This window comes from Lysinibacillus sp. RU7, from assembly GCF_057837305.1.
Genome location: NZ_JBYQFK010000128.1, coordinates 1 through 272, shown reverse-complemented (window position 1 = coordinate 272; position 272 = coordinate 1). Strand labels below are relative to the sequence as shown.

Genomic DNA, 272 nt, shown 5'->3' with positions numbered 1-272 from the left:
AATCAATCATTCCTATCAGGCTATTCTTCTAGTTCATTATTTTTACACTCTTTTCAGTCAGGCCTTAAGTAAAAACCTGACTTAAAAGTATATTCTTTAACTTATTAATTAAAGAAGTATTGATAAACAATATAGGCAGCCAGTTTTGCTGTTCGATTGTCCAAATCAAATTTTGGATTGCACTCGGCAATATCTAAAAGTTTGATTTTGCCAGTCTCTTGAATATGCTTAAAAATTGCTTCAAAAGTGGCTAAATCAATTCCTTTTACGGC

The 272-nt window shown here is 31.2% G+C and carries 1 protein-coding gene; it reads right to left on the bottom strand.

Annotated elements, in window-relative coordinates; translation table 11 throughout:
• Positions 1-104 precede the first annotated feature (104 nt).
• A complete protein-coding gene (locus AC3II9_RS21810; protein WP_489158789.1) occupies positions 105-260 on the bottom strand; it encodes an arginase family protein in 156 nt (51 codons plus the stop codon).
• Positions 261-272 lie beyond the last annotated feature (12 nt).